Source organism: Xenorhabdus khoisanae (genome assembly GCF_001037465.1).
Lineage (GTDB): Bacteria > Pseudomonadota > Gammaproteobacteria > Enterobacterales > Enterobacteriaceae > Xenorhabdus > Xenorhabdus khoisanae.
Window position 1 is genome coordinate 1 of the sequence record NZ_LFCV01000135.1, and the last position, 19087, is coordinate 19087.

A 19087-nucleotide genomic window follows, 5' to 3' on the forward strand; every position below is an offset into this window, starting at 1 on the left:
TTTTTTTCCAGTTACGAAAAAAAAAGAAAAAATAAAATAGTATATGGATATACAGCTTAAAAGATAAAAATAATTTTAAATATTAAAATAATGTTTTAATTAAATGGAGAAAATAAACAAACAGTTTGATTTAAAAGCGAAATAACATTTTAAGCTGAGTTGGTTAGTAAAAAACGACAAAAGATTATTAACAATTAAAAAATATTATCAGGTGAATATAACTCTGGAAGTCTGATGTTTTACAACACCTTGCATCATTTATATGAAAAATAATCAACTATAATACTTATTTGAAAAAACATATTTTTGTATCTGTTTTGTGATTAAATTAATACTTTACAACGAGTTAATTGCTATTCGGCTATTGCGGGTGAGGCGAAATAGTGGTAGCACATACTTTACGCTTTGACTGCAAGGTGTTAAATTGATCACGTTTCCGACAATAAGTTTGTAAAAATAATTTTAAATAATCTTGTAATACCACGCGTTATCGGAAACAGGGGACTACTTTAGGCACTGGAACTGATATCAGGCGAAACTCTTGTATCTCTATATTGAAACGCTGAAGCAGCGACTGGATGCAATTAACCAACTTAGACTAGAGCGCGCAACTAGCTCAATGAGTGACGCTTTTAAGCAAGTTTATAGTTTAATTCCAGTATTATTACATTATCATCATCCAATGATGCCAGGTTATATCAAAGGCAGTGTTCCTCATGGCGTTTGCTTTTTTACGTCTGATGAATCACAGCAGTTTTGGATTAATGATCTGGAAAGCCAGCTTGCTGGTGCCTTGTCGCATACTTCCAATGGTGAATTGCCGATTACGGGAATTTACTCAATGGGCAGTACTTCCTCTATAGGCCAAAGTTACTCTTCTGACGTAGATGTCTGGGTTTGTCATCAATCCTGGCTGGATAGTGATGAGAAAGCGTTACTGGAGCAAAAATGTACCTTAATAGAACAGTGGGCAGCGACACTGGGAATTGAGGTTACCTTCTTCCTGATTGATGAAAACCGTTTTCGGCATCATGCCAGCGGTAGTCTGGGCGGTGAAGATTGCGGCTCTACCCAACATATTCTTCTGCTTGATGAATTTTATCGCACTGCGGTTTGTATGGCCGGTAAACTCTTGCTGTGGGCGATGGTTCCTGTGGAAGAGGAAGCACATTACGACGAATATGTGCTTTCCCTCTATGCACAAGGCGTTCTAACGCCGAATGAATGGCTGGATTTGGGCGGTTTGGGTGAACTGTCTGCGGAAGAATATTTTGGAGCGAGTCTTTGGCAGCTTTATAAAAGCGTGGATTCTCCTTATAAGGCGGTATTGAAAAGCCTGTTGCTGGAAGCTTATTCATGGGAATACCCCAATGGAAAACTACTGGCTATGGAAATGAAACAGTACTTCCATGATGGCGCGATTGTTTCCTTTGGCCTTGATGCTTATAGCATGATGCTGGAACGCGTAACCCGTTATCTGACTGCCACAAACGACCTCACGCGCCTGGATTTGGCGCGTCGTTGTTTTTACCTGAAGGTATGTGAAAAGTCACTGGAAGGCCGTGATGATAAAGGCTGTACAGGATGGCGTCGTCAGGTCATATCCCAGTTGGTGCATGAATGGGGTTGGGATGACAACAAACTCGCCATGCTGGATAATCGCAACTCGTGGAAGATTGAGCAGGTGCGTGAGGCGCATAATGAATTGCTCGATACCATGATGCAGAGTTATCGCAACCTGATTCGTTTTGCCCGCCGTAACAATTTAAGTGTGAGTGCCAGCCCGCAGGATATCGGGGTATTGACCCGTAAATTGTATGCAGCTTTTGAAGCATTACCCGGTAAAGTGACGCTGGTGAATCCTCAGATATCTCCAGATTTGTCAGAACAAGATCTGACTTTCATTTATGTTCCGCCGGGGCGTGTCAATCGCAGTGGTTGGTATATTTACAATTGTGCTCCCACGATAGAATCGATCATTGGGCACCAACCGCTGGAATATAACCGCTATTTGAATAAGTTAGTTTCCTGGACATATTTTAATGGATTACTGACCAAAGAAACCCGGATTCATGTTCATCACGGGAAATCACAGTGCGACAGAAATAAATTGTGTGATTTGGTCAATGATATTTCCACGCATTTTCCGATCCGTCTGCCGGCGCCTACGCCAAAAGCGTTGTACAGCCCTTGTGAGATTCGCCATTTAGCGATCATTGTCAACTTGGAAGAAGATCCGACAGTGGCATTTTCCAATCAGTTTGTTCATTTTGATCTGAGGAAACTGAATGTTTTCAGTTTTGGTGAGTTGCAGCAATGTTTGGTGGGCAGTATCGATTTACTTTACCGCAACTCATGGAATGAAGTGAGAACCCTGCATTTCAGTGGTGAACAATCAGTACTGGAAGCATTAAAGACCATATTAGGTAAAATGCATCAGGATGCTGCACCACCGTCTGACGTTGAAGTCTTCTGTTACAGCAAACATCTGGGCGGGCTTATCTGTACCCGTATCCAGCAACTGGTTTCAGAATGTATAGAATTGCGCCTGTCCAGTAATCGTCAGGATCCTAATCGCTTTAAGGCGTTACGTATTTCAGGCCAAACCTGGGGTCTTTTCTTTGAACGGTTAAACGTTTCGGTTCAAAAACTGGAAAATGCGGTGGAATTCTATGGTGCAATTTCCAATACCAAACTGCATGGTCTGCCAGTAAAAATTGATACCAAGGAAAAGCATTTACCGCCTGTGATCGATGGGTTTGCCTGCGAAGGCATTATCCAGTTTTTTTTCGAAGATATTGAGGAGAAGCAAGGATTCAATATCTATATCCTCGACGAATCAAATCGGGTAGAAATCTATTCGCATTGTGAAGGAAGTAAAGAAGAGTTGGTACGTGATATCAGCCGTTTTTATTCTTCATCACACGATCGTTTTACTTATGGTTCCAGTTTTATCAATTTCAACTTGCCGCAGTTCTATCAAATCGTTAAGAAAGGCGAGCGTACCCATGTGGCACCCTTTGTAGATGGGACGTTCCCGCTGGATAATATAGAGACCAACGATACAAGGCCCTATGATGGGCACCTTGAGGAATCCGGTAGTGCTCATGATACCTATCGCTCTTTGTATCACTGCTGATATATCCCAATAGATTTCAAGTAGCCGCCAGCAAAACTGCAACATTAAGCGCCTGTTTTTAGGCGCTTGTAAAAGGCGGTCACGAAAATTGAAATGCTTCACCGCTCTGCTCTGTAATGGCTTGTGCCAGCATGGAGATAAAATCGTTACCACTGCGATCACAAATCCATTGATTATCACGATAATCAAAATGATAACCCCCATTTTTGGTTGCCAGCCAAATTTGATGGAAGGGTTCTTGGCGGTTAATGATGATTTTGCTGCCGTTTTCAAAACTTAGCGTCATCACACCACCATTTGTTTCACAGTCAATGTCTGCATCCCCATCGTACTTATCCAGTTGTTCTTCAAGATGAAGCATTAATTGATCGGCTAATTGATGAAATTCGCTATCGTTCATGTTTATTTCCTATTTGCTTTTCAGGGCCTAGCTGCGATTATAGAGAGTATTGGCGCATGAATCACAGGCATTAATATGATGAAAAAACAACTCCGTTGGTCATTGACTATCATAACACTACTCTCTCTGACTGGTTGCGGTTTGAAAGGGCCTCTTTATTTTCCACCTGCGGAGGCATCTGCAACACAGGCTCCTGTGAAGAAGGTGGATAAAGTACAGCCAGAAAGCACGTCAGACAGTACGCCAGCGGATGCTCAAAGATAGTGAGTCGGTAATGTGATTTTTCTTGGAGTCGTATATGCAGTTCTCCAAAATGCACGGTCTCGGCAATGATTTTATGGTCGTTGATGCAGTGACCCAAAATGTTTATTTTTCTCCAGAATTAATTTGCCGTCTGTCTGATCGGAATACCGGGATAGGTTTTGATCAGCTTCTGATTGTTGAAGCTCCCTATGATCCTGACTTAGACTTCCACTATCGTATTTTTAATTCAGATGGCAGCGAGGTTTCTCAGTGTGGTAATGGGGCGCGCTGCTTTGCCCGTTTTGTTCGTTTGAAGGGACTGACGAATAAGCGCGATATTAAAGTCAGTACGCGAGCAGGCCGGATGGTATTGGGCATCACAAATGATGATCAAGTCTGCGTCAATATGGGAGAACCAGACTTTGAGCCGCAACGCGTTCCCTTTCGAGCCAATAAAGCTGAGAAAACCTATATTATCCGGGCGATCGAACGCACGGTACTGTGTGGTGTAGTGTCGATGGGGAATCCTCACTGTGTCATACAGGTTGAAGATGTAGATACGGCTGATGTGGAAGTGCTGGGGGCTGTGTTGGAAAATCACGAGCGCTTTCCTGAGCGGGTGAATGTCGGTTTTATGCAGATTATGAATCGGGGCCGTATTCGGCTGCGGGTCTTTGAGCGGGGAGCGGGCGAGACACGGGCGTGTGGCAGCGGTGCATGTGCAGCCGTGGCGGTAGGTATCCAGCAAGATCTTCTGGATAAGCAAGTTCAAGTTGATCTTCCGGGCGGCTCTTTGCAAATTCGTTGGGATGGGCCGGGAAAACCTCTCTTTATGACCGGTCCTGCAACCCACGTTTATGACGGCACGATTCATTTGTGATTGATTCAGTGTTTATTGAGTCATTCTTGGAATATGGGGCATTGGAAAATGGGTGAAAAAGACGAACCATTGCGTATCGAAGACAGGCTGAATGATCAAGCGGTAGTGGATTATTTACTGAATAATCCCGATTTTTTTATCCGCAATGCCAATCTGGTCGATAAGATAAGAGTTCCCCATCCGGTGCGGGAGTGCGTTTCTTTGATGGAATGGCATATGAACCGCCAGAGGAAACGCATCCGTTATTTGGAAGATGATTTGATCCATTTGGTGGAGCAGGCACAACAAAATGAAGTGCTATTTAGCAACCTGCTGCAATTATTGTCAGATCTCTCTGGTGCCAAAAGCTTGCAGGATTTTCTTTCCCGTTTGAGTTCATGGTCAAAAACACTTGGATTAAGTAACAGCTATATTCGGTTGTTCAGTGATAAATGGCATCTTGGGGCACCACTGAACTCACCGGAATTGGCGATATCCCGCCATTCTTTTGAACCTGTCCGCATAAAGCGATTTGGTGATACAAATCATTACCTTGGCATTTTGCATGGCCCGGAAATTTTATTGCTGATGCCGCAAGCGCGTCATGTTGGTTCCGTGGCGATTTCCCTTTTAGGGTCACAAGGGGATTTGGGTATGGTGATTTTCAATAGCCATGATAAACGGCATTATCATGAAGATATGGGAACTGACCTTCTCGGCCATTTGGCGAAACTGCTGCCGGGGCTATTATCCCGCTGGATTGAACGCGCATGAACCAGCCGATTGATCTGCTGTTGGAGCCTGTAGAAGCCTTTTTACACTATTTGAGGGTTGAGCGGCGCTTAAGCCCGGTCACGATAACCAACTATCGACGCCATTTGGCCGTTCTGGCGGAAATGTCACTGGAGATAGGAGTCCGTGAGTGGCAGGCGCTTGATCCGGCAAAAGTCAGAATGTTTGCTTCTCGCAGTCGCCGGGCAGGATTGCAGTCAGCCAGCCTCGCCCTACGTCTTTCTTCTTTACGCAGTTTTCTTGACTGGATGGTGACACAGGGAAAGCTGGACGCCAATCCTGCTAAAAGTGTCAGTGCGCCCCGTAAAAAACGGCACTTACCTAAAAACATGGATGTGGATGAAGTTAATCAACTACTCAACATCAATTTGAATGATCCTCTGTCAGTGCGTGACAGAACCATGCTGGAAATGATGTATGGGGCAGGTCTGCGTCTGTCTGAGTTGGTTGGCCTTGATTGTCGCCATTTAGATTTGGAGGGTGGCGAAGTCTGGGTACACGGCAAAGGCAGCAAAGAGCGTAAAGTGCCGTTCGGCCATATGGCGCAGGAATGGCTTCAGCGTTGGCTGGAAATGCGGGAGCTGTTTGAGCCAGAAGATAATGCGCTTTTCATTTCCACCAAGAGTGGAAAACGGATCTCTGCCCGTAACGTACAAAAACGATTTGAACAATGGGGTATCCGGCAAGGCGTAAACAGCCATATTAACCCCCATAAATTGCGCCACTCTTTTGCTACACATATTTTGGAATCCAGTGGTGATCTGCGTGCTGTACAGGAATTGCTGGGTCATGCCAGCCTGTCAACGACTCAGATCTATACGCATCTGGATTTCCAGCACTTGACCAAAGTCTATGATGTCGCCCACCCCAGAGCTAAACGAGGGAAATCATAATGCGTTTTTATCGGCCTCTCGCACCGTTTGCTGCGATGACATTCGATCTGGACGATACTCTTTACGATAACCATCCTGTGATCGATAAAACCGAAAAAGAAGTGTTGTGTTTTATCAGGCAGTACGATGCCAAATTTCGCTACTTTGAACGTGAAGATCTGCATTTATATCGTCAGGTTGTCCTTGAGCAAGAGCCTGAAATCTATCATGACGTTACATCATGGCGTCGGCAATCCGCTGAGCTGATGTTTAACCATCACGGTTTTAACCATGAGGAAACGATGCGTGGCACGGATGAGATTATGTCTTGCTTTAGGTACTGGCGTAATAAAATCACCGTTCCGGAATCGACCCATAACACCTTGTCCGCATTGGCGGAAAAAATTCCGTTGGTAGCGATCACCAATGGGAATGCTGAACCTGAGGCATGTGGGCTTGCCCCTTATTTCGAATTTGTGCTGAAAGCCGGATTGGATGGGCGTTCCAAGCCTTATCCGGATATGTACCGTCTGGCGGCTGAACGGTTGAATCTGCCGATAAATCAGATCCTGCATGTGGGGGATAACTTAAGTACAGATGTTGAAGGTGCGCTGTACAGTGGAATGCAGGCATGTTGGATTAACATTGAAAATAAAGAACTGATGCAGGAACCCGAAGGGCGCTTGGTTCCACATGTTGAGATTTCTGATTTGGCTTCTTTGATAGCACTGATATAATTTCAGATTGTAATCTGTATAAAAAAACAGTGATACTGAGTCATTGCAAATAACTGATGGTAATTATGGACGTTTCTTATCTGCTCGAAAGCCTGAATGATAAACAACGCGAAGCGGTCGCGGCATCTCGTACTAATATGCTGGTGCTGGCAGGGGCTGGTAGCGGTAAAACGCGCGTATTGGTTCACCGGATCGCCTGGTTACTGTCAGTTGAAAATGCCTCACCGTTTTCTATCATGGCGGTCACGTTTACCAATAAAGCCGCCGCCGAGATGCGCCATAGAATTGAAAACCTGATTGGCACCAGTCAGGGGGGAATGTGGATCGGTACATTCCATGGCCTTGCCCACCGCTTGCTGCGAGCCCATCATCTTGATGCCAACCTGCCACAGGATTTTCAGATCCTTGATAGCGAAGATCAGCATCGCTTAATCAAGCGTATCATCAAGGCAATGAATCTGGATGACAAACAGTGGCCGGCCCGTCAGGGCATGTGGTACATCAATGGTAAAAAAGATGAAGGCTTGCGTCCGCAACATATCGAAAGCTACGGCAATCCGGTGGAAGCGACTTGGCTGAAAATCTACCAAGCCTATCAGGAAGCGTGTGATCGCGCCGGATTGGTCGATTTTGCTGAGTTGCTGTTGCGTGCTCATGAATTATGGCTGAATAAGCCGCAGATTCTACAACATTATCGGGAACGTTTTACTAATATTCTGGTAGACGAATTTCAGGATACCAACAGTATTCAATACGCTTGGATTCATCTACTGGCTGGCGATAGCGGTAAGGTCATGATTGTCGGGGACGACGACCAGTCCATTTACGGTTGGCGTGGTGCGCAGGTGGAAAATATCCAGCGTTTCCTCAAAGACTTCCCGGGCGCGGAAACTATCCGTCTGGAACAGAATTACCGTTCGACCAGCAATATTCTCAAGGCTGCCAATGCGTTGATCGCGCATAACAGCGATCGTTTGGGCAAAAACTTGTGGACAGAAGGGAGCGAAGGCGAGCCTATTTCATTGTATTGCGCCTTCAATGAACTGGATGAATCCCGTTATGTTGTTGGTCGAATCAAGCATTGGTTGGATAATGGCGGGGCATTGAAAGAGTGTGCGATTCTGTATCGCAGTAACGCTCAGTCCCGCGTGCTGGAAGAAGCCTTGTTACAAGCTTCCATGCCCTACCGCATTTATGGTGGTCAGCGCTTCTTCGAGCGTCAGGAAATCAAAGATGCCTTATCTTACTTGCGGTTGGTGGCAAACCGTCATGATGACTCGGCTTTTGAACGTGTGGTGAATACACCGACACGTGGCATTGGTGACAGAACGCTTGATGTTGTGCGCCAAGTGGCGCGCGATCAGCAAAAAACCTTATGGGAAAGCTGCCTGTCACTGATTCAGGAAAAAGTGCTGGCAGGGCGGGCTGCATCAGCTTTGCAGCGTTTCATCGAATTAATTGAAGCGCTGGAAACTGAAACACAGGAAATGCCGCTGCATGTCCAAGCTGATCGTATTATCCGCGATTCTGGTTTGTGGGCGATGTATCAGCAAGAAAAAGGCGAAAAAGCGCAGGCGCGTATCGAAAACCTTGAAGAATTGGTGACGGCAACTCGTCAATTCAGTTATCAGGATGAAGACGAGGATCTACTGCCATTGCAAGCCTTCCTTTCTCATGCGGCGCTTGAATCTGGGGAAAGCCAGGCAGACGCTTATCAGGATGCCGTGCAATTGATGACCTTGCACTCGGCTAAGGGACTGGAATTTCCGCAAGTCTTTATTGTGGGTATGGAAGAGGGCATGTTCCCGAGCCAGATGTCCATTGAAGAGGGCGGGCGATTGGAAGAAGAGCGTCGTTTGGCCTATGTGGGTGTTACAAGGGCGATGCAAAAACTGACGTTGACCTATGCTGAAAGTCGCCGCTTATATGGTAAAGAAGTGTATCACCGTCCATCTCGTTTTATTGGTGAATTGCCGACAGAATGTGTAACAGAAGTTCGTTTGCGAGCTACGGTATCCCGTCCGGTCAGTCACAAACGGCTGGGTACGCCTATCAGTGCCAGCGATAGTGGCTATGCACTGGGTCAACGCGTACGCCATCCCAAATTTGGAGAAGGGACAATTATCAATATAGAAGGCAGTGGGGAACATTGCCGCTTGCAAATCGCGTTTCAGGGTGAAGGTATCAAGTGGCTGGTGGCTGCTTATGCCAGACTCGAAACGGGCCAATAATCCGGTCGAATGTTGACAGGCTTTTTCTTCTATACCCTATGGATTTCAAGTTGCGTCGTGGCGACAAGAGAGTGAATCCCCGAGAACATAGATAACTATGTGACCGGGGTGAGCGAACGTAGTCAACAAAGAGGCTGTTTGAAATACGACGGGTATAAGCGTAACATTCGCGCCTTACGATAAGCGTAGGGAGAATAAGGAGACTTATGGTACATGCTGAACGCATTTAAATTAGAGAACAATCGCCTGCTCCGTCTTGAACTTGAAGAAGGTGATCAGTTATCTGATTCCATGTGGGTAGATTTAGTTGGGCTGGGAGATGACGATCGTCTCCGTGTCCAGAATGAGCTGGGACAAGTCTTGGCGACCCGCACAGAATTGGATGACATTGAGGCGTCGGCCCGTTTTTTTGAAGATGAAGATGGCATGCACGTCCACTCATTCTTCTATTTCGAAGACGCCGAAGACCATGCTGGCAACTCGACAGTCGCATTTACTATTCGTGACGGTCGTCTCTACACATTGCGAGAGCGTGAACTCCCTGCATTTCGATTGTACCGAATGCGCGCCCGTAACCAGACCATGGTTGACGGGAATGCCTATGAACTGCTGTTGGACTTGTTCGAAACCAAAATCGAACAATTGGCGGATGTCATTGAAAATATCTACAGCGTGCTGGAATCCCTGAGCCGAGTGATTATGGAAGGCAAACAGGGGGATGAATTTGATTCGGCTCTGTCTAACCTTGCAGAGCAGGAAGATATTGGCTGGAAAGTTCGCCTGTGTCTGATGGATAGCCAGCGCGCCCTGAACTTCCTTGTGCGCCGTGCCCGTTTGCCTGCCAATCAATTGGAGCAGGCTCGTGAAATTCTGCGGGATATTGAATCCCTGTTGCCGCACAACGAATCGTTGTTTCAGAAAGTTAACTTCCTGATGCAGGCCGCGATGGGCTTTATCAACATTGAACAGAGCCGGATTATTAAAATTTTCTCCGTTGTTTCTGTGGTATTCCTGCCGCCAACGCTGGTGGCTTCCAGCTATGGAATGAACTTCAAATTTATGCCGGAGCTGAATTGGGCATTCGGCTATCCTGCGGCCATTGGGCTGATGATTGCCGCTGGGCTGGCACCTTATCTTTACTTTAAGCGGAAAAACTGGCTGTAGTCATTTCACCTGTTATCTCTTTTTCATCTTCTCATTGGCTGATTTTACTGACCCCAGTTACATAGTCATCTATGTTTCTGGGGGCTGTCTCTCGCTATACTGCAACCTGAAAAATACATATTTTTTGTACTCACATTTGTTCATATATTGATCTGTCATGAATATTGGCATATGCTATACATATGCTTTTAATGCAGGAGGTTTCACATGAGAACTGTAGCTGTTTTTAAAAATGGTAATAATCGTGCTATCCGTTTACCCAAGGATCTTGATTTTGAGGGCATTAATGAATTGGAAATTATCCGAGAAGGAGAAGCCATTATATTGCGCCCAGTAAAACCGAGTTGGAATTCACTTTTAGATCAGGATAAAGCGGACGCGGATTTTCTATCTGAACGTCCGAATATTATTGAGGAAGGGCGTGTTCAGTTATGAAAAAAATTTATATGCTGGATACTAATATTTGTTCATTCATTATGCGTGAACAGCCTATTGCGGTGATTAACCAATTACAGAAATGTGTGATGAACAATCATTCAATAGTGGTATCTGCTATTACATATTCGGAAATGCGTTTTGGGGCGGTTGGGAAGAAAGCTTCTCCGAGGCATGTTGTGTTGGTGGACGAATTTTGTAAGCGATTGGATGGAGTTTTACCGTGGGATAAATCTGCGGTAGACGTAACAACTAAAATAAAAATTGCTTTGGCTGCTGCTGGCACGCCAATCGGGAATAATGATACTGCTATTGCGGGACATGCGTTATCTGTGGGAGCGATATTGGTAACAAATAATACCCGTGAATTTTCGCGTGTAATTGGGTTGCCATTAGAGGATTGGGTTGAAATATATCAGTAACATCATGAATAAACTAATCAGAACGCTGACCCAAACTCTCGATAAAGTATTGGGTCAGTTCTGAAATTATTAAAGATAACTGACTATTTCCGCAAGCGACGTTGCGTATAAAGCGCATCCAGTGTAAACAGAATCAGGGCAGCCCAGATAAAGCCAAAAGTGATCAAACGATCCGGCCCAATTTCCTCACCATAAACCAGCGTTGCCAACAAGAACATCATGGTTGGGCCAAGATACTGGAAGAAACCCAGCGTGGACAAACGCAGATGTGCAGCCGCCGCAGTGAAGAACAACAGTGGCACAGTCGTAATAATACCGGCAGCAATCAGCATCAGGTTCAAGGAGTAGGTATTCTCCAACATATTGCTGGTCGGGCTATTGGTGAAGAACAACAAGTAACTCAGCGCGACAGGGAATACCCAAACCGTCTCAACCAACATACCCGTTTGTGCATCCACACCTAGCTTTTTGCGGATCAGCCCATAGACGGCAAACGTTGTCGCTAAGTACAAGCCAATCACGGGTACAGAGCCAAATTGCACTACCTGGATGAGTACGCCTGTAAAGGCCAAGGCCACGGCAATCCACTGCATACGGCGGAATCGCTCACCAAGGAAAAACATGCCGAACAACACACTCACCAAAGGGTTAATAAAATACCCCAGACTTGCTTCAAGAAGATGGTTATTGTTGACCGCCCAAATATAAGTCAGCCAGTTACTGGTAATCGTGAAGGCGGTAAAACCCAATAGTAGCAAGGTCTTTGGTTGACGGACAATCGCCCAGACCTGACGCCAGTGTCGAGTGACTGTCAGCATCAGCACCATAAAAAATACAGACCATATAACACGGTGCGATACGATTTCATCGGGAGGAACGTATTGTATGCTCTTGAAGTAAATGGGAGCCAGCCCCCAAATAAAATAGGCTCCTAAGGCATACAAGATACCTTTGGCAGTCTGTTGGTTGCTCATAATATCCTTGAATGTTTAGAAAAATAAGAAGAAGAGAAGCGAGGGTATTCACCCATGACCTATACAATGTGGCATCGGGTTGGATGATTTACAAGTAGTTAATGGCATGAGTAATAAATTAAATTTTTTTGTGTATCTGAATAGCACCTTATGCTAATTTGTTGCATTTAGGTAAAATAGTTGTCTATGGTTGTGTAATTTATCACCTGTTTCATTTTGAGCTTTGCAGGCTTTGGCAGATTAATAATAGTCAGCACCCGATAAATCTTCTGAACCAAAAACAGCCTCATTACATGAGGAGCCTGCTATCCCAACGGAATACTTTTTTGATCTTAAGACAAAACCGTATAGGTTCACTTATGTAGGGAACGGCATGTGTTTTCTTTTTTAAGAATCGCATTGGACTAATCTCATTTTATTTCTATCTGAACCCCAGTAAGGTTCTAAAGGGAGTTTCCAGCTTACCCGGGCAATCCAGCTCTCTTACTTTGGCTGCCATACCTCGATTTCTCAGCTTATTACACAATTGTGCAATATCTTTAGGTGTTCGATATTGATTCATGGAACAATTTGGCGTTAATAAACTTTCTACTCCACCTGCTTTTAATATTTTGGCAACCATTGTTGAGCAATTTTTATTAATGGGGTTATAACTATGGCTCATCTGGAAATTGCCATACATTTTTCCATTATAGATTTTACTCTTTTCGTGTTGCATTTTTACAACATCTAATCCAACCAGATAATATTCCAAATGAGGGGAGACGACAAAATCCTCCCGAAGATTATTAAAGACACCGGCACATGATAAAATTCCCCGCGGTATATTTGGATCAGCAAGAAAACTGACATAATTATCATCTGTCGGACGCCGTGGATTGTTTGAGGAGGTTGAGGGCCAATCTCTTTCTGTTACGGAATAGGGAGTAGGGGAAACGGCACCTCTTCTCTCGTTTGGTGATGTTGGCTGCCTTTCATTATTTTCAGGTATTGGGTTTGCAAGCATGGGATTTGCAGGTGTTGTGCTGTAGGGAAAATCATCCGGCCAAGGACATTTAGGTACTCCGCCGATATAAATAGAGGCATGTCCCGCGAAAAATTTGTGACAGGGATACCAGATATAGACAACGGCAGAGACGGGGGTTCCTGCGAGGATTTCTTGTTCTGCTTTGGTTCTTGGGGTCATAGCTTATTCTCTGGTTGGTTTATTGATTGGCGTTTCAATAAATTACTTTGTAAAGCAGCTTGTTGCGATTTTCTGGTATTGCCTGTCTGACCGTTGTGAATATTCATAAAAAAGGAATATGCTTTGCTGACACATTCCTTGATTTATTTTGGATCAGCCAACTAAATAAGTTCCTGTTGCACTGGCAATATGTACTTTTTGTTCATTGTGCAGTTCTATTCTGGCGACTGAAACCTTGTTGCCAGCGCGGATAATATTGCTACTGGCGGTAAACACTTCACCACGTCCGGGGCGCAGGTAATCCACGCGTAAATCAATCGTGCCGACAGTCGGCAGACGCTTTTGCATCTCTGCAATTGTGAGTGTGTCCAATGTAGTCAGGGCACTGCCTGCACAAACCAGCCCTCCGGCAACATCCAATATGGAAGCGATGGCTCCACCATGCAGAATTTTCTGAACCATATTTCCGACTAATTTTTCTTGATTGCAAAATTGTAATTCAGCGTAATCTTGCTCAAAGCGGAGCAGCTCAAGTCCCAGAAGTCGGTTGAATGGCATGTGATAAACAAACAATTCGCCGATAAACTTACGGGCTTCTTCTGGTGTTAATGTTTCTTCTGGTGTTAATGCTCTGTCTGCTCGCTGTATATTTTCCATAGGTGAGGTTCCTGATAATAAGAAGTAAAGCCACTGATATTTAATGGTTCTTTTGGTTAACAATTTGTTAAGTTTATGCTTTTATTATCGACCTTGCCAGTCTGTGAAGCGCCTCGAAAAACGATTCATTAAAAAAAAACGGACTACAAAAAATAACCATATCGCATGTAGAATAAGCAGAAATTTTTAGTTTGAAATTATTACAATAGGAAAACCAGAAATGCGTTTGTTATGGAAAATACTGGTTATTACCTGCTTATTATCACCCTTGGCTCACGCAGCAGAAAAGCAGGTTGATGAAGTGAGAAGGAGTGTGCTTTCGACGATGTTAGGTAAGCAAGAATCTCCTTTAATACTCAACCCCTATGATACGAATTACATTGTTTATACTTATGGCGGCAGCTCAATAATAAGAAAGAATCACCGCCATTCCGTGAAACGAATTATGAGCCACAAATTTTTCTGGCGCAAAACGGTAATTGGCAGGTGGATTTGAAACCGTGGTATCGGTGTCATGCTGAATGATATGCTGTAATTGCTATGGCTAATTACTGCGACAGTGAGATAGCGTAATATACAGGCGTTTAGATTGCGTCTATATTTTTTACAGCCTGTTTTTAGGCTTTTTTTAGTAACGATTGAGGAAAAGCGTGTCTACCGCAGAACTCATCAGCACGGCATCGCTGGCTGAACAAGCATTACGAAAAACATTCGGATACCAGCAATTTCGCCCGGGACAGCAACAGGTTATTGACGCCGTTCTTGATGGACGCGACTGTCTGGTGATTATGCCAACGGGAGGCGGTAAATCGTTGTGTTACCAAATCCCGGCATTGGTAAAAAATGGGCTGACACTGGTTGTATCGCCACTAATTTCGTTGATGAAAGATCAAGTTGACCAATTGCGGGCAAATGGCGTAGAAGCGGAATGTCTGAATTCAACGCAAAGCCGTGAACAGCAGTTTGATATCATTCAACGCTGCCGTCAGGGGGTCATTAAACTACTTTATATTGCCCCTGAGCGGCTGGTGACAGATAACTTCCTCGATCAGCTTCACGACTGGCAACCAGTCTTATTGGCTGTCGATGAAGCCCACTGTATTTCCCAGTGGGGACATGACTTTCGCCCGGAATATCGGGCACTGGGCCAGCTTCGCCATCGGTTCCCCGCCCTTCCAGTGATTGCACTGACGGCAACGGCGGATAAAACCACTCGTCAGGATATTGTGCGTTTATTGGAATTACGCGAACCGATTATCCATATCAGTAGTTTTGATCGCCCCAATATTCGCTATACGTTGGTAGAAAAATATAAACCGCTCGATCAACTCTGGTCATTTGTGCGTGGTCAGCAGGGAAAAAGTGGGATTATTTACTGCAATAGCCGTACTAAAGTGGAAGAAACAGCAGAACGTTTGCAAAAGCGTGGATTAAGCGTTGCACCTTATCATGCAGGGTTGGAAAACAATCAACGTGCATGGGTGCAGGATGCGTTCCAGCGGGACGATTTGCAGATGGTTGTGGCAACCGTTGCATTTGGTATGGGGATAAACAAACCCAACGTGCGTTTTGTCGTGCATTTTGATATTCCCCGTAATATCGAATCTTATTATCAGGAAACAGGCCGTGCGGGGCGAGATGGTTTACCTGCTGAAGCTGTGCTGTTTTACGATCCTGCGGATATGGCGTGGTTGCGCCGTTGTCTGGAAGAAAAGCCGGCTGGTGAACAACAAGATATCGAACGACATAAACTCAATGCCATGGGAGCATTTGCGGAAGCTCAGACTTGCCGACGCTTGGTTCTGCTGAACTATTTTGGTGAAAGCCGCCAGACGGCCTGTGGCAACTGTGATATTTGCCTTGACCCACCCAAGCGTTATGACGGGCTGGTGGAAGCGCAGAAAGCATTATCTTGCATCTATCGAGTTGGACAACGTTTTGGGATTGGCTATATTGTAGAAGTGTTACGTGGTGCGAATAATCAACGCATTAGAGATTTTGGGCATGACAAACTGCCCGTGTATGGCATCGGTAAAGAGCAAAGTCAGGAACATTGGATGAGCGTCTTGCGTCAGCTTATTCACTTGGGACTGATTAGCCAAAACATCGCCAATTATTCTGCATTGCAATTGACAGAGGCTTCACGGCCTGTATTACGGAGCGAAGTACCTTTACAACTTGCCGTACCGCGTATCCAAAACCTGAAAAGCCGTAATCAGCAAAACAAATCATACAGTGGTAATTATGATCGCAAATTATTTGCGAAATTGCGCAAACTGCGTAAATCCATTGCTGATGAAAATAACATTCCGCCTTTTGTCGTCTTCAACGATGTCACGTTAATTGAGATGGCAGAACAGTGCCCGATTACACCTGATGAGCTTTTATTAATCAATGGGGTTGGGCAGAGAAAACTGGAGCGTTTCGGCGATGCGTTTATGACGCTTATCCGCGAGCATTTTGAGGGATTTGAATAACCGAAGGGTACTAACAGAGGACGATAAATGGCACCTGAGATATTGAAAGCAAGCTGGTTAAACCGCGAACCTCAGTTCTCTGCCTTTACGAATGGATTATTACTGGATTTTTGGCGAACGAGAGAAGAGCGGCAATTTATGGGAGTTGATGATATTCCCATCCATTATGCCTCCTTTTGTTCACCCCATCATGACAAAACACTCGTGATTTTGCCCGGTCGCAGTGAAAGTTACGTGAAATACCCTGAAGTGGCCTATGATTTTTACCATCTGGGCTACGATATTTTTATCATTGATCATCGTGGACAAGGACGTTCAGGACGAATGTTGGATGATGAACAAAAAGGTCATGTTGAAGAGTTTGAACATTACGTGGATGACCTTGCGAAATTCATCGAGCTGGAAGTGACGTCCCGTCCGTTTCATCATTGCTATGCGTTGGCGCATTCAATGGGAGGGGCTATCTTGAGCCGTTTCCTGCAACGTTACCAAGAACCTGTTTTTCGTGCGGTGGCATTATGTGCGCCGATGTTTGGTATCAATTTACCCATGCCCCGCTGGTTGGCGCATTTCCTGGTTAATCAGGCAGAACCCAATGTCAAAAGACGTAATGCTTATGCATTATCGACGGGGCAATGGCGGCCATTGCCTTATTTCATCAATCTATTAACGCACAGTTATGCACGTTATCAGCGTTATTTACGCTATTATGTTGATTATCCTGAATTACGCCTTGGTGGGCCGACTTACCATTGGATGCGTGAAAGTATGCTAATGGGAGATAATCTGGTTGAAAATGCGGGCAAAATTCAGACTCCACTCATCGTGTTACAGGCGAGTGAAGATAAAGTAGTGAGTAATCGGGAGCTACTGGCTTTTTGCGAATCACGTCAAAAAGCGGGAACAGGAAAAGAAGAACAAAAGCCTCTGGTTATCCAAGGGGCTCATCACGAAATCCTGTTCGAAAAAGATGTATTGCGGGCGCAGGCCCTTAATGCAATTTGTGATTTTTTTGACCAGAACTGATTTAGTTTAGGAACTATAACTATGTATCAAGTTGTTGCTTCAGATTTAGATGGCACGTTGTTGTCTCCCGCCCATAAATTAACGCCATATACCAAGGAAACGTTGAACTTGCTGACAGACCAAGGGATTCATTTTATTTTTGCGACAGGGCGTCATCATATAGATGTGGGGCAGATCCGTGATGGATTGGGCATTGATGCTTATATGATCACATCCAATGGCGCAAGAGTTCACAATACGCAAGATGAATTGGTATTCAGCCACAATTTAGATCCTGAAATTGCCCATGATTTATGCCTATTGGAATTCGATAATCCCAATGTGCTGACTAACTACTTCAATAATGACGATTGGTTAATGAATCGTGAAGCTCCTGAACAGGAAGAATTTTTTCAGGAGTCAGTTTTCCATTACCAGCTTTTTCAGCACGATAATTTTCCTCTGGATGGTGTGTGCAAGGTTTATTACACCAGTGACGATCATGATTATCTGGTGGATTTGGAAGAGAGGATCAAGGCGCGCTGGGGAGAAAAAGTCAATGTTAGTTTTTCACTGAGAAATTGTTTGGAAGTGATGGCAGGTGGCGTCTCTAAGGGTCATGCGTTGGAGCAGGTTTGTCAATCCATCGGGTATCAGTTGAGTGACTGCATTGCTTTTGGTGATGGTATGAATGACCGTGAAATGTTGAGTGTGGCAGGTAAGGGCTGCATTATGCAGGGAGCACATCAGCGTTTGAAAGACATTTTACCGGAGATGGAAGTTATAGGTTCCAATTCTGATGATGCAGTTTCTTGTTATTTGCGGAAAATGTATCAGGTTTGATGCTAATAATCTGAATTATTGAGAGAAAACAGCCTCCTATTGGGGGTTGTTTTTTGCTTTTAATATTAACCATGCTAATTAATAGTATTATTTGTTTTTAACTTTTGTATGAGTGTGCTTTTTGTTTTCAATGCTAAATAAATAGTAAGTAATTATTTATAAAATGAAATTATTTTTATTATTCTAATTTAAATTGGTTTTGTTATGGCGTGATTGTTATTTATTAATGTATTGTTTTTACATGGATTTATCTTTTTTGATTTGGATGTGATATCGAAAAATTTAATGGGTAAGTTCTGTTATTATATTGCTGTGAAACAAATTTTAGTGTCTTCTTTTTAAAATTTATTAATTACAAAACTTAATTTTTCCCTAATATTTGTGACTGGCATTAGATTATTGAGTTCTTCTATTTGAATATTCTTCGCGAGTAGATAAGTTTATGTATAAATATCATTCATGAATAACAATAATATTTTTATATATACCACGTTGGAATTGAAATTTTACTGTTCCAACATTCAGGGAATATATTGCAATGCCGTATGAAAATACGGCATTAGCTGCCATTCAGATACAGCATGCTTCTGAAGCGTGTCTAGCAACAAAAGAAGGACGCAAGGGATTTCGGCGTGCCGTTTTTTCCTGTTG

Annotated in this window: 17 protein-coding genes and 1 pseudogene; 14 read left to right on the forward strand and 4 right to left on the reverse strand. The window is 44.1% G+C overall.

Annotated features, from left to right (window positions below; all coding sequences use genetic code 11):
- The first annotated feature begins 541 nt into the window (after positions 1-541).
- Positions 542-3139 carry a class I adenylate cyclase gene (locus tag AB204_RS17155; RefSeq protein WP_047964598.1) on the forward strand — a complete coding sequence of 866 codons (2598 nt, stop codon included), beginning with the start codon at positions 542-544 and terminating at the stop codon, positions 3137-3139.
- A gap of 79 nt (positions 3140-3218) precedes the next feature.
- Here AB204_RS17155 and cyaY read toward each other — a convergent pair whose 3' ends face one another.
- A complete protein-coding gene (gene cyaY / locus AB204_RS17160; protein WP_047964599.1) occupies positions 3219-3539 on the reverse strand; it encodes an iron donor protein CyaY in 321 nt (106 codons plus the stop codon).
- Between the two features lie 75 nt (positions 3540-3614).
- Between cyaY and lptM the strand changes: the two genes are divergently transcribed.
- The 9 genes from lptM (at position 3615) to AB204_RS17205 (ending at position 11294) form a co-directional block, all read left to right on the forward strand.
- Positions 3615-3803, forward strand: a complete 189-nt coding sequence (gene lptM, locus AB204_RS17165; RefSeq protein WP_411354724.1) for an LPS translocon maturation chaperone LptM — start codon at positions 3615-3617, stop codon at positions 3801-3803.
- Between the two features lie 34 nt (positions 3804-3837).
- Positions 3838-4662, forward strand: coding sequence for a diaminopimelate epimerase (gene dapF / locus AB204_RS17170; RefSeq protein WP_047964600.1), 825 nt, complete (start codon positions 3838-3840; stop codon positions 4660-4662).
- A 48-nt stretch (positions 4663-4710) separates the two neighbouring features.
- A complete protein-coding gene (locus AB204_RS17175; protein ID WP_047964601.1) occupies positions 4711-5415 on the forward strand; it encodes a DUF484 domain-containing protein in 705 nt (234 codons plus the stop codon).
- Positions 5412-6326, forward strand: a complete 915-nt coding sequence (xerC, locus tag AB204_RS17180; RefSeq protein WP_047964602.1) for a tyrosine recombinase XerC — start codon at positions 5412-5414, stop codon at positions 6324-6326. Before AB204_RS17175 ends, xerC begins: the two co-directional genes overlap by 4 nt.
- The gene (gene yigB, locus AB204_RS17185) at positions 6326-7042 is read left to right on the forward strand and encodes a 5-amino-6-(5-phospho-D-ribitylamino)uracil phosphatase YigB (RefSeq protein WP_047964603.1); all 717 of its coding nucleotides are present in this window, start codon (positions 6326-6328) and stop codon (positions 7040-7042) included. Before xerC ends, yigB begins: the two co-directional genes overlap by 1 nt.
- Before the next feature lie 65 nt (positions 7043-7107).
- Positions 7108-9273 carry a DNA helicase II gene (gene uvrD, locus AB204_RS17190; protein WP_047964604.1) on the forward strand — a complete coding sequence of 722 codons (2166 nt, stop codon included), beginning with the start codon at positions 7108-7110 and terminating at the stop codon, positions 9271-9273.
- Between the two features lie 213 nt (positions 9274-9486).
- Positions 9487-10437 carry a magnesium/cobalt transporter CorA gene (corA, locus tag AB204_RS17195; RefSeq protein ID WP_047964605.1) on the forward strand — a complete coding sequence of 317 codons (951 nt, stop codon included), beginning with the start codon at positions 9487-9489 and terminating at the stop codon, positions 10435-10437.
- 207 nt (positions 10438-10644) lie between these two features.
- A complete protein-coding gene (vapB, locus tag AB204_RS17200; protein WP_047964606.1) occupies positions 10645-10872 on the forward strand; it encodes a type II toxin-antitoxin system VapB family antitoxin in 228 nt (75 codons plus the stop codon).
- Positions 10869-11294: a type II toxin-antitoxin system VapC family toxin gene (locus AB204_RS17205; protein WP_047964607.1), complete on the forward strand. Its 426-nt coding sequence runs from the start codon at positions 10869-10871 to the stop codon at positions 11292-11294. The genes vapB and AB204_RS17205 overlap by 4 nt, the downstream gene beginning before the upstream one ends.
- 83 nt (positions 11295-11377) lie before the next feature.
- Here the strand turns inward: AB204_RS17205 and rarD are convergent, their stop codons facing one another.
- From rarD to AB204_RS17220, 3 genes are all read right to left on the reverse strand, one after another.
- Positions 11378-12268, reverse strand: coding sequence for an EamA family transporter RarD (gene rarD, locus AB204_RS17210; protein WP_047964608.1), 891 nt, complete (start codon positions 12266-12268; stop codon positions 11378-11380).
- 421 nt (positions 12269-12689) lie between these two features.
- Positions 12690-13454: a hypothetical protein gene (locus AB204_RS20925; RefSeq protein WP_053067936.1), complete on the reverse strand. Its 765-nt coding sequence runs from the start codon at positions 13452-13454 to the stop codon at positions 12690-12692.
- Between the two features lie 153 nt (positions 13455-13607).
- Complete coding sequence (locus tag AB204_RS17220; protein ID WP_047964609.1) at positions 13608-14111, reverse strand: thioesterase family protein; 504 nt, start codon at positions 14109-14111, stop codon at positions 13608-13610.
- A 393-nt stretch (positions 14112-14504) separates the two neighbouring features.
- On the opposite strand from AB204_RS17220, the pseudogene AB204_RS24035 reads away from it, so the two are divergent.
- The 4 genes and pseudogenes from AB204_RS24035 to yigL form a co-directional block, all read left to right on the forward strand.
- A pseudogene (locus tag AB204_RS24035) lies at positions 14505-14621 on the forward strand (phospholipase A); the annotation flags it as partial.
- A gap of 140 nt (positions 14622-14761) precedes the next feature.
- Entirely contained in the window at positions 14762-16588 is a 1827-nt protein-coding gene (gene recQ, locus AB204_RS17230; RefSeq protein WP_047964611.1) for an ATP-dependent DNA helicase RecQ, read from the forward strand.
- A gap of 27 nt (positions 16589-16615) precedes the next feature.
- Entirely contained in the window at positions 16616-17614 is a 999-nt protein-coding gene (pldB, locus tag AB204_RS17235) for a lysophospholipase L2 (protein ID WP_047964612.1), read from the forward strand.
- A 21-nt stretch (positions 17615-17635) separates the two neighbouring features.
- On the forward strand, positions 17636-18436 hold the full coding sequence (gene yigL / locus AB204_RS17240; RefSeq protein ID WP_047964613.1) for a sugar/pyridoxal phosphate phosphatase YigL: 801 nt from the start codon (positions 17636-17638) through the stop codon (positions 18434-18436).
- Positions 18437-19087: the final 651 nt, after the last annotated feature.

Bases quoted from the DNA above. Each gene is read 5' to 3' on its own strand.
- cyaY (WP_047964599.1), bottom strand. From the start codon at position 3,539: ATGAACGATAGCGAATTTCATCAATTAGCCGATCAATTAATGCTTCAT.
- lptM (WP_411354724.1), top strand. From the start codon at position 3,615: ATGATGAAAAAACAACTCCGTTGGTCATTGACTATCATAACACTACTC.
- dapF (WP_047964600.1), top strand. From the start codon at position 3,838: ATGCAGTTCTCCAAAATGCACGGTCTCGGCAATGATTTTATGGTCGTT.
- AB204_RS17175 (WP_047964601.1), top strand. From the start codon at position 4,711: ATGGGTGAAAAAGACGAACCATTGCGTATCGAAGACAGGCTGAATGAT.
- xerC (WP_047964602.1), top strand. From the start codon at position 5,412: ATGAACCAGCCGATTGATCTGCTGTTGGAGCCTGTAGAAGCCTTTTTA.
- yigB (WP_047964603.1), top strand. From the start codon at position 6,326: ATGCGTTTTTATCGGCCTCTCGCACCGTTTGCTGCGATGACATTCGAT.
- uvrD (WP_047964604.1), top strand. From the start codon at position 7,108: ATGGACGTTTCTTATCTGCTCGAAAGCCTGAATGATAAACAACGCGAA.
- corA (WP_047964605.1), top strand. From the start codon at position 9,487: ATGCTGAACGCATTTAAATTAGAGAACAATCGCCTGCTCCGTCTTGAA.
- vapB (WP_047964606.1), top strand. From the start codon at position 10,645: ATGAGAACTGTAGCTGTTTTTAAAAATGGTAATAATCGTGCTATCCGT.
- AB204_RS17205 (WP_047964607.1), top strand. From the start codon at position 10,869: ATGAAAAAAATTTATATGCTGGATACTAATATTTGTTCATTCATTATG.
- rarD (WP_047964608.1), bottom strand. From the start codon at position 12,268: ATGAGCAACCAACAGACTGCCAAAGGTATCTTGTATGCCTTAGGAGCC.
- AB204_RS20925 (WP_053067936.1), bottom strand. From the start codon at position 13,454: ATGACCCCAAGAACCAAAGCAGAACAAGAAATCCTCGCAGGAACCCCC.
- AB204_RS17220 (WP_047964609.1), bottom strand. From the start codon at position 14,111: ATGGAAAATATACAGCGAGCAGACAGAGCATTAACACCAGAAGAAACA.
- pldB (WP_047964612.1), top strand. From the start codon at position 16,616: ATGGCACCTGAGATATTGAAAGCAAGCTGGTTAAACCGCGAACCTCAG.
- yigL (WP_047964613.1), top strand. From the start codon at position 17,636: ATGTATCAAGTTGTTGCTTCAGATTTAGATGGCACGTTGTTGTCTCCC.